The sequence below is a fragment of the Halomonas sp. genome, from assembly GCF_014859505.1.
Classification (GTDB): Bacteria; Pseudomonadota; Gammaproteobacteria; order Pseudomonadales; family Halomonadaceae; genus Halomonas.
The window spans coordinates 1-5,594 of sequence record NZ_JACUUD010000154.1 but is presented as its reverse complement, the minus strand read 5'-3'; the positions used below and the strand labels follow the sequence as shown (position 1 = coordinate 5,594).

At 67.1% G+C, this 5,594-nt stretch carries 5 protein-coding genes and 1 riboswitch; all 5 genes read right to left on the bottom strand.

The window, feature by feature from the left end:
* On the bottom strand, positions 1 to 357 hold a 357-nt coding region (locus IBX53_RS14200), incomplete at its 3' end, for a YeeE/YedE family protein (RefSeq protein ID WP_290910448.1).
* 11 nt (positions 358 to 368) lie between these two features.
* Complete coding sequence (locus IBX53_RS14195; RefSeq protein ID WP_290910447.1) at positions 369 to 2,180, bottom strand: SulP family inorganic anion transporter; 1,812 nt, start codon at positions 2,178 to 2,180, stop codon at positions 369 to 371.
* A 10-nt stretch (positions 2,181 to 2,190) separates the two neighbouring features.
* Positions 2,191 to 3,057 (bottom strand): MBL fold metallo-hydrolase, encoded by an 867-nt coding sequence (locus IBX53_RS14190; RefSeq protein WP_290910451.1) that lies wholly within the window; start codon positions 3,055 to 3,057, stop codon positions 2,191 to 2,193.
* 229 nt (positions 3,058 to 3,286) lie between these two features.
* On the bottom strand, positions 3,287 to 3,478 hold the full coding sequence (locus IBX53_RS14185; protein ID WP_290910445.1) for a DUF2892 domain-containing protein: 192 nt from the start codon (positions 3,476 to 3,478) through the stop codon (positions 3,287 to 3,289).
* A gap of 257 nt (positions 3,479 to 3,735) precedes the next feature.
* Positions 3,736 to 5,145, bottom strand: a complete 1,410-nt coding sequence (locus IBX53_RS14180; protein WP_290910442.1) for an MBL fold metallo-hydrolase — start codon at positions 5,143 to 5,145, stop codon at positions 3,736 to 3,738.
* Positions 5,146 to 5,414: 269 nt separating this feature from the next.
* A riboswitch (cyclic di-GMP riboswitch) is annotated at positions 5,415 to 5,497 on the top strand.
* Positions 5,498 to 5,594 lie beyond the last annotated feature (97 nt).

Here is a 5,594-nt window from a genome sequence, read left to right as displayed (position 1 = left end):
GTGGCCGCTGGTGCAGCCGCTGCCAAGCCCGGTGCCCACACCTACCAGCAGGCCGGCGACCAGCATCATGACCACGCCGCCGGCGGGGGCGCCGATCACCTCGCCTGTCACGTCGACCCCGCCGCCTGCCACGTTGCCAAGCCCGCCACCGAGCAGCATCAGCACGATCGGGCCGCTGATCAGGCCGAGCAGGAAGGTGAGCCGCCAGGCGCTGTCGCCCTTGGGCCGCGCGGTGATCAGGGTGCCGATGATGCCGCTGATACCGGCGATGCGGCCCAGGGTGGCCATCAGCCAGGTGGCGGACAGGCCGATCAGGATGCCGCCGGCCAGCCCTTGCAGGGATGAACTCCAGTCCACGCTACTCTCTCCTATGTGTGCATCCGCGGATGCGGTTGTGTCGAATCATCAAGGGGGGCATCGAATGTTGCGCCCATCTGCAACTCGGCGCAGCGTCGCGACAGGCTGCCATCGCTCTCGCCGCGCAACTCCTGCCAGGCATCGAAGGTGCTCAGGAACACCTTGCCGGTCATTTCGTGGCAGAACTCGGTGTGCTGCAGGCGATCCATCACCGGGCCTTTCACCTCGGCGAGGTGCAGGGCGACGCCGGAATCCTTGAGGCGCCCATTGATCGCCTCCAGGCTCTCCAGCGCCGAGGCGTCGATGACGTTGACCGCCTGGCAGGCCAGCACGAGGTGCGCCAGGCCCGGCTGGCGGGCGGCCAGTTCCATCACGGTGTCCTCGAGGTAGCGGGCATTGGCGAAGTAGAGGCTCTCGTCGACCCTCAGGATCGCCAGGCGCTCATCGGTCTCCACCTCATGGCGCCTCACGTTGCGGAAGTGCTCGCTGCCCGGCACCCGCCCCACCACCGCGCTGTGGGGACGGCTGGTGCGGTAGAGGTGGAGTGCCAGCGACAGCCCCACCCCGGCCGTGATGCCACTCTCTACGCCGATGACCAGGGTCACGATGATGGTCGCCAGCATGGCGGCGAAATCGCCTCGCGAGTAGTCCCAGGTGCGCCTGATGGCCGGAAGGTCCACCAGCGAGAGCACCGCCACGATGATGGTGGCCGCCAGGGTGGCGATGGGCAGGTAGGCGATCAGCGGGGTGAGCAGCATCGCCGCCACGGCGATGCCCACGGCGGTGAAGGCGCCGGCCGCCGGGGTCTCGGCGCCGGCATCGAAGTTGACCACCGAGCGGGCGAAGCCCCCGGTGACCGGCATGCCCCCGGTGAAGGACGCGGCGATGTTGGAGGTGCCCAGCCCCACCAGCTCCTGATCGGGGTCGATGCGCTGGCGCCGCTTGGCGGCCAGGGTCTGGCCCACCGACACCGACTCCACGAAGCCGACGATGCTGATCAGCAGCGCCGCTACGAACAGCTGGCTCCAGAGCCCGCTGTCGAAGCCGGACAGGGTCAGCGGCGGCAGGCCCGCCGGCACCGCACCCACCACGGCCACGCCGTGCTCGTCGAGGCCGAGCCCCCAGGTGGCGAGCGTCGTGACCGCCACGGCGAGAATCGGCGCGGCCTTGGTCAGCATGTCCGCCGGCCGGCCCGGCACGCCGAGGCGCACCAGGGCGAGCTTGAGCCAGCGCCGGGCGGCGTAGAGGAAGGCCAGCACCGCCAGGCCGATCGCCAGGGTCGGGCCGTTCACGCTCCCCAGGTTCCCGGCCAGGCCGACCAGCAGCTCCAGCAGGTTATGGCCGCTGGCCTCGACGCCCAGCACGTGCTTGAGCTGGCTGGCGGCGATGATCAGCCCCGAGGCGGTGATGAAGCCGGAGATCACCGGGTGGCTGAGGAAGTTGGCCAGAAAGCCCAGCCGCGCCACCCCCATCAGGGTCAGCATCAGCCCCGACATCAACGCCAGCACCAGCGCCGCGCCGAGGTACTCCGGCGAGCCCTGGGGAGCGATCTGCCCCACCGCCGCGGCGGTCATCAGCGACACCACCGCCACCGGCCCTACCGACAGGGTGCGGCTGGTGCCGAACACGGCGTAGACCACCAGCGGGGCGATGCTGGCGTAGAGCCCCACCTCCGGCGGCAGCCCGGCCAGCATGGCGTAGGCCAGCGACTGCGGGATCAGCATGATGGTGACGATCACTGCCGCCAGCAGGTCGCTTCCCAGGGTGGCGCGGCCGTAGCCGGGCAGCCACTGCAGGATCGGGAAGTAGCGCTTGGGGTTCACGCAGCACTCCTCAGAACTTGTTGATCGGCACCTTGAGGTAGACCTGGCCGTTATCCTCGGCGGGCGGCATGTGCCCGGCGCGCATGTTGACCTGCACCGAGGGCAGGATCAGCTTCGGCATGTCGAGGGTGGCATCGCGCTCGGTGCGCATCTTCACGAACGCCTCCTCGCTGATCCCCTCGTGCACGTGGACGTTGTGACGACGCTGCTCCTCCACGCTGGTCTCGTGCTGGTACTCCTCGCGATCCGGCGCCTTGTAGTCGTGGCACAGGAAGATGCGGGTCTCGTCCGGCAGGGCCAGCACCTTCTGGATGGAGCGGTAGAGGGTGCGGGCATCGCCGCCGGGGAAGTCGCAGCGGGCGGTGCCGTAGTCGGGCATGAACAGGGTGTCGCCGACGAAGGCGGCGTCGCCGATCACGTAGGTCAGGCAGGCCGGGGTGTGGCCCGGGGTATGCAGCACCCGCCCTTCCATATTACCGATGGTGAAGGTGTCGCCCTCCTCGAAGAGGCGGTCGAACTGGCTGCCGTCCCGGGCGAACTCGGTGCCGGCGTTGAAGGCCTTGCCGAAGACGTCCTGCACCACGGTGATCTTGGCGCCGATGCCGGTCTTGCCACCCATTTGCTCATGCAGGTAGGGCGCCGCGGAGAGGTGATCGGCATGGACATGGGTCTCGAGGATCCACGCCACCTCGAGGCCGTTGTCGCGCACGAAGGCGATGATCTCGTCGGCGGAGCGCACGTCGGTACGCCCGGCGGCGTAGTCGAAGTCGAGCACCGAATCGAGGATCGCGCAGGCCTTGCTGTCGGGATCCTGCACCACATAGCTGAAGGTGTTGGTGGGCTCGTCGAAGAAGTGGGTCACGATGGGGCGGGCCAGCGCGGCCCGGGACGCGTTCGACTGGGTCATGGGAAGCGGCCTCCTTGGATATCGTTGCTGCCGGTTGCTGCCGGATATGGACTCAGCATAGCCCAGATTCAGTTCTAAGAATAGACTGTTTTGGAATATATCGGCGCCATCGCCATTCCTGCCCTCATGGCGGCCCCGAAACGCACGAGGCCCACCGCCATGGCGGTGGGCCTCGCTACCCGCCTGCAGTGGCTGGGGACTACTTCTTCAGCTTGCAGGTATTGATGCCCAGCAGGCCGTAGGCCGGGCAGAAGTTGAACAGGCCGGTGGCCAGCGGCAGCACGCCGATCCAGCCCCAGGCGCCGATGGCGCCGGTCAGGGCCAGGCCGATCAGCAGTGCGCCGATGACGATACGGGCAATCTTGTCGATGCCGCCAACGTTGCTCTTCATGGCGTTAAACCTCGGTGAGTCAGTGAGTTCAGAAGCTGAAGACCGGAATCTTCGGGTCGCGCATCATCTCCGCCATGTCGCCGGGGGCAGCCACGCCCACGCCCTCGCGCAGGTCGCCTTCCTCCACCATCTTCAATAACCAATCAATCTAAATTAATTACATGATTCGCAAACAACATGAGGATAGATCAGAGCTCGCCGCATGACATGGGGCAAGTCGTCGCAGCTTGATGCAGATCAAGTCGTGACGTTTGGAATCAGAGCTCGATGCAATCGCCGTAGGCGGGAATCTCCGCCTCGATGCCGCTCTCGGCCAGGGCAGCCTTGAAGGCCTCCTGGGTGCCGGGCTCGCCGTGCACCAGGTAGAAGCGGGGAGCGTTGCGGAAGGCACCGGCCCAGCCGATCATCTCGGTCTGTCCGGCGTGGGCCGAGAAGCCGCCGATGGTGTGCACCCTGGCCTTGACCGCCAGGTCCTGGCCCAGCACGCGCACCCGTTCGGCACCGTCGACGATCTGGCGCCCGACCGTGCCCGCGGCCTGGAAGCCGACGATCACCAGGCGGGTGCTGGGCTTCTCCAGGTTGTAGCGGAAGTGGTGGATGATGCGCCCACCGTTGCACATGCCGGCCCCGGCGATGATGATGGCCCCGCCGTGGATGCGGTTGATGGCCATGGACTCGTCCACGGTGCGGGTCATGCGCAGGATCGGCAGGTACTGGCTGGTATCGCCGCTGGCGGCGATATTGAGCACCTTCAGATCCTCCGCATCCAGCGCCTTGCGCGCCCGGTGGTAGAGCTCGGTGACCTTGATCGCCATGGGGCTGTCGAGGAACACCAGCTGCTGGCGCAGCCGCCCCTCGTGGTAGAGCACGCTCAGGTGATAGAGGATCTCCTGGGTGCGCCCCACGGCGAAGGCGGGAATCAGCACGTTGCCGCCCGCCTCGTGGGCCTCCTCCAGCACCCGGGCGAACTCCTCCAGGGTCTCGTCCAGGGGGCGGTGGTCACGGTCGCCGTAGGTGCTCTCCATCAGCACCACGTCGGCCTCATAGAGCTTCTCGGGATCCTTCATCAGCACCGAACTGGGGTTGCCCAGGTCGCCGGAGAACACCAGCCGTTTCTCCTGGCCGCCGGAGGGGATCGTCAGCTCGACGATGGCCGAGCCGAGGATATGGCCGGCGTCGCGAAACACCAGGCGGGCGCCGCCGGGCAGGTCCACCGGCTGGCCGTAGAGATGCGACTCGCACAGCGCCAGGGTGCGCTCCACGTCCTCCGGCTCGTAGAGCGGCTCGACCAGCGGCTTGTCGTTGCGCTTGCGCCACTTGTTCTCCCACTCCACGTCCTTGGCCATGATGAAGGCGGAATCGAGAAGCATGATCTCCAGCAGGTCGCGGGTGCCCCGGGTGCAGTGGATCGGGCCGTTGAAGCCCTCGCGCACCAGCTTGGGCAGCAGGCCGGAGTGGTCCAGGTGGCCGTGGGAGATCACCACGGCCTCGAGTTCATGGGCCAGCTTGCCGAAGGATTTGGCGTTGGCCTCGTCGGCATCGCTGCCGCCCTGGTGCAGCCCGCACTCCAGCAGCAGCTTGTGCGAGCCGCCGTTGCCGTCCACCTCGATCAGGTAGCGAGAGCCGGTGACTTCCTTTACCGCGCCCTGGAAAGTGAGTGTCGACATGGGGTTGCGCTCCTTTGCCTGCTGAGTGACCTGCCTGAGTGACTCTTGCTTGCAGCATACTGGATCGACGGCCCGGGCGCCTGCACGAGCTGCCCAGCCACCGGCTCGCCCGGGCGGCATGGGCCGCCTCATCCCTCGGGCATGAGCCCCCTGAAAATTCTTGTTGCAAAAGTTCACATTTAGGCAAGAATTGACATCGGACATCGCGTCGACTTCGCCCCGTCACTGCCCTGCCCCGCGGGCGCGACGACGACCCGGTCCATGCGCCACGCAGCAAACGCCAAACCGGCAGCGATGCCGGGACGGAAAGCCACGGGTCTCGCCCTCGTACCGAGACAGCCGGGTTGCCTGAGGAAGGCGGCTTGAGAAAGAGAAGAACAGACAAGGCGGCGAACGGGTCACCGCGCACCGACAGGTGCTGCCCGTTTCTCCAAGGAAACAGCAGGCAA